This window comes from Okeania hirsuta (assembly GCF_003838195.1).
GTDB lineage: Bacteria > Cyanobacteriota > Cyanobacteriia > Cyanobacteriales > Microcoleaceae > Okeania > Okeania hirsuta.
The window spans coordinates 1-4763 of record NZ_RCBY01000376.1 but is presented as its reverse complement, the minus strand read 5'-3'; the positions used below and the strand labels follow the sequence as shown (position 1 = coordinate 4763).

The 4763-nt window shown below is 43.8% G+C and carries 2 protein-coding genes; both read left to right on the top strand.

Annotated features, from left to right (window positions below; genetic code table 11):
- The first annotated feature begins 2 nt into the window (after positions 1–2).
- Positions 3–152 (top strand): Smr/MutS family protein, encoded by a 150-nt coding sequence (locus D5R40_RS43070; protein WP_124155691.1) that lies wholly within the window; start codon positions 3–5, stop codon positions 150–152.
- Positions 153–2088: 1936 nt separating this feature from the next.
- Entirely contained in the window at positions 2089–2289 is a 201-nt protein-coding gene (locus D5R40_RS30415; RefSeq protein ID WP_240041687.1) for a hypothetical protein, read from the top strand.
- The last annotated feature ends 2474 nt before the right edge of the window (positions 2290–4763 follow it).

The following is a 4763-nucleotide window of genomic DNA, read 5'->3' as shown; positions in this document are numbered from 1 at the left end:
GGGTGGAACGCGTGTTCGTGATTCATGGCGTAGGCGAAGGAAAATTGCGAAATGCCATCGCTACCCGCTTGATCAAATACCCAGAGGTGGTATCCTTTAAGAATGAGTTTCACCCTCGCTACGGCTTCGGTGCCACTGAAATCATCTTCTGATCGCGAGAACTTCTCCTCTTATCTGTGCTTTCATATTGCCACACGGGTGTCTTATCTTGAAGCTCCTGATACAATTCCTCTGCACATAAATACTGTAAAGCTTCTGCATTTTGACTAAGCTGTTCAAAGAACTGGCACCATGACAATGCTTGTCCACGCTGGGTTTTGCCAGCAATAAGCTAAAGCTTAAATGGCCTTGCTTGCTTGCCTGAAGTTTTTGAATCTAGCACCCCCTGGACTTCGCGAACGACTTCAATGTCATGTCCTAAAATAGGCTGGGGAGCTTGTTTGCCAGAAGTCCCTTTGCAATCCCACCTCGCACCAACACGCCCACCTCGTGCTCGCTGATGGCAAAAGCGCGAATTCCTTCTGGAGTCGATCCAATAGGCTGTACTGCATCATATTGCTGACAATATTAGATCGTTGGACATATTCCCGATCACATTGTGTCGAATGGAAGAGATGCCGTAATACCTAATGCATCCTTCTGGCACAGCTCTTCAAAAGCTTCTATATTTTCATCTATTGGATCTTCAAGCGTTCCTCCATCAGTTGATAAAATCTATGTAATCTGTCTGTAACGTTGTAAACTCTCTTTCACGGCCTTCTTAATGTAGGCCTTTGTGGGGTTCCATCCCAACCATACCATCAGTCCGCCATTGATTTACTACTTTGGTGGCCAAAATATCTCTGCCGTTGCTCTTCAACAAATTGCCAATAATTCGCTCGTTCTCCCCTTTGTCATACAATCAGCAGTATCAAAGTAATTGATGCCAGTTCAAATGCTTCATGAAGAAGGGTCGAGCCTGCTCCCCGTATGGAGGACATACCTCCTAGGGATAGCGACTCGGCCTTAGTTCTGAACTTCCTAATTGCTTGTACTGCATAATCTTCTGTGATGTTGTCGCTAAACGACAGAATATGTCTGAAAATAGGCTGTAAGGCCAGTAGGATAAAAATGGGCCAACATTACCCATATATTTTAAAGTTAGAAAGGTATAAAAATCCGAGCAATTATGTCAGCATGGCTAAGCCTGGACCGATATGAACCAGGAGAGGTTACGGCAGCCTATCCCACCCTGCATCACGCACACAGTTCTTGGCCAGTACGGCCGACTGCCTGCTTAAAATAAGGAGGATGATCAATACCAATTTAGGTTGGGACATAGCTTAAAAGCCTGATTACTCACGCCTGCAAGATCGATATCAGTTGGCTCTGGAGTATGAAACTTTTCTCTAGCTGTATTGGAAGAGAAGGTGATCAAGACTCGATATTAACTTGGCTGGCGAAACGGCTGAAGGCGTGTACGATTGGCTCGAGCTACTTTCAATAACTCGGATTAAATGGGAAAATAAGGTCTTGATAGGTACCAGATGCCGCTCATCCCGTACAGAGGGGCGAACTCTTTCGATAAACCCCAACAAAGAATTTTGCTTGGAATTAGCCAGCGAGAAAACAATGCGCAAGAATTTTTGTTTCTATTGGCCTGGGTTCCCATATGCTTCAACCATCAGAACCTGCCCATCATTTTGATATTGGGGTCTATATTCCGATACGAAGAATGAAGCCATCAAAACCTAAACTCCATAGGTTGGGGATGGCATCCCTGACGGTTCAGTTAATGACATGTACTTCTATGTAAACCATTGGTCCCAAGAGCCATTAGTTATCCGGACACTTTGCCGGATCTGGCAGTGTGGGTATTGGTATCAAGAAAACTGGACTGGCGCAGCCTTACCCTTGACGTAGTGACGGCTTCTGCCCAATCGCACGATCAGCAGGAAATAGTACAACTTTTTTTGACATTCAGCCATTAAGGCCTCATTGGCTTAATTGAGTGGATTGATCTCTATTGTATGGACAGAAACTCCAACATGTTGACTGAAACTACGTAAACCACTAATATGAAAAAGAAAGCATTTGGAACGGCAAGTTTTGGCCGAAAGCGACGACATCGTCAACATTGAGGGCAATGCCTACTTTCCTGTAGGAGCCTCAACAAGGATTTTTTTCCAGGATAGTGGTACTCAACCGTTTGTCCTTGGAAGGGTACTGCTTCTTATTAAGCTATCCGTAGATGGAAAAGAAACGCCGATGGCAGCCTGGTTTACCAGCACCAAGGATGCTCAAAAGTGATCAAAGATCGAGTAGCTTTCTGGAGGGCGTAGAAGTAGTAGATGCCTAATATCTTAGATTTTGTCTGAATCCTATTTTCTTGTTCTAATAAGTGATCCAATTAATGAACGTTACGCCACGTACATCCAGTGGATTTCTCTACTTGCCAATTATGTATAAAGTAAGAGCATGGGTTAAAGATTTGTGAGCCTTACACGCAGAAGATTATGTTGTGCAACCCGTGATGGATTGAGCCACCCAATGGCATTTGGGCATACGACTTGGTTTTTTCGAAAAATTTCATTTTGTAGAGCACTTGGAAGGCTATCAACTTTTAATCTAAAACTAAACTATTTTTCAATAGCTACTACGAAGCCAGGGCCCGAATCCTGCGCAGTAACAGAGGAAATATGACACGCCCTACGCTTGACAATGTGCTTGCCTATCGTGCGCACGTGACCAACACATGCCAGTGGTTAGAAAATACAGTGGGCAGTCCTTACCACAGAATTGCCAATCTCGTTGAAATCGGCTTACAACACAGCAGCGCATCAAGAATTACTGGTCACAGATATCAAATATATTTTGGGAAATAATCCCCTGTTTCCTACTTACAAGAGCGAAAGAGGAAATAGAGACCCAGTCCACTACTGAAGCTGCGACTTTTCCTAAAGTAGCGGAAGGAGTATATGAAGTAGGTTTTGAGGGGAAGGCTTTTGTGGGACAATGAACTGACAGACACAAAGTTTACCTTCACTCCTATGAGATCCAGAATGTCTGGTGACCAATGGAGAACTTAGCATTCATTGAGCCGGCGGTTATGAAATTCGAACATTGGCTTTAGAAGGTTGGATGGGCTAAAAGTTTGGTTTAAAGCTCCCTACACTGGTTCAAAGAAGATGGTGAATGGTATCAGTTCACCATGATGGCTACAAAAAGTTGACCTGAATTTACCGTTACACATGTCAGTTATTTTGAGCGGATGCCTTCGCCCGTTGGAAAGGCTTACGTTAACCGATGAATTCGAATGGGAAGCGCCTGTCAGCAAATGGTATACAGAAGTCCTGCGGAAGAAATTTTCTAGAAGATGGTCATTTTCATCAATTGCCCACAGCATGAGCAAGATTATCAAATGCTGGCAATGTTGGGAGTGGACGGCAAGTGCCTACCTACCCTACCCTATTATCCGCATTGAAGGGAGCTTTAGGTGAATACATGGAAAATTCATGGTCAATCAGATGGTGCTTCGAGGTGGCTCCTGTGCTATCCTCGTTCGCATATCCGCCTAGTACCGGAATTTTCCAACCGATAAAAGATGGCAATTTACAGGCATACGCTGGCAAATAAAGCCAGTTTGGCGCCGTGGTTTTATTGCCTTAAAAGAAAATCACGCAGACCTCGTAGGTGATTCCGGCTTTCAGACTGATTTCTGGCCGAAGCATAATCCTTTTAGCTAAAAAGATGTTTTATTGACATCTGTTCATGGTCCAACTCTGATCAAAAACAGCTCCAGCTTTACTTTCTTAACCGTTTGTATCTAATACTAAACATGACTATCATATGTCCTAGCTGAGTAAAAAAGCTTTTGCATAAGCGTACTGGAAGGCTGCAGCGTGTTCCAAAAACAAATTTCCCTAAATTTTCTACGATGAGCATGGCGATCGCATTTTTCAACGATCATGCACATGCCCAGTTACTATTTAAAGATTCGGAAATACGAAATATTTGATCAACAAAAGGGATCTATTCTTCAACAATTGGGACCACCCTTTCGATTTGATTGAGTTGGGTGCTGGTGATGGATTGAAAACGAAGTATTACTTCGCCACTGTGACGGATTTCTTTAAAATCGTCCCCTCCTCAGTGCTTTGCAAAATTCTCTACAGGAAGAGCTACCAATTTGGAATGGCTCCCTTGAACGGAGAGTTTTACAGTGTTGGAAGAACTGCACAATTGGGCGATCATCAAAAGTCTTCTGCCATGGAATACTCGGAAGTCCCAGGATTCCTAAGCAGCTCATAATCTTTGGCCCCAGGAGATATGCTGCTATTGGGTGTCGATCTAAAAGAAGGATCCTGCGGTTATACTTGAAGCCTACATGACGAAGTAGCCTTCAACATCGGATCAATGAGAGCTGGACGGCAACTTTGATGTGGATCAGTTCAAGCATGGGAACCTATACCCATTGACTGGTGAACGAAAAGCTATATCGTTAGTAAGTTCAGCAGGAGGTAGAGATTGGGGTCCATTTCCAGTCTTATCCATTTGATGCCTGGGAGGCCTTGAGGTAGAATTATCGCAAAATACATGTGGAAGGGTAGTGCACTGCCAAAAATCTGGATTCCGGCTGGTGAAGAACTTCTTCGATTCGAAACGATACTTCATTGATAGTTTATGGATCAAGCCATAATCTAGACAGAGACTCATCATCCCGATCCACAAGCTAAAGTGGCTCGGGATGACCTATGTTCTACCTTTCCTTAAGGCTCGTTTTT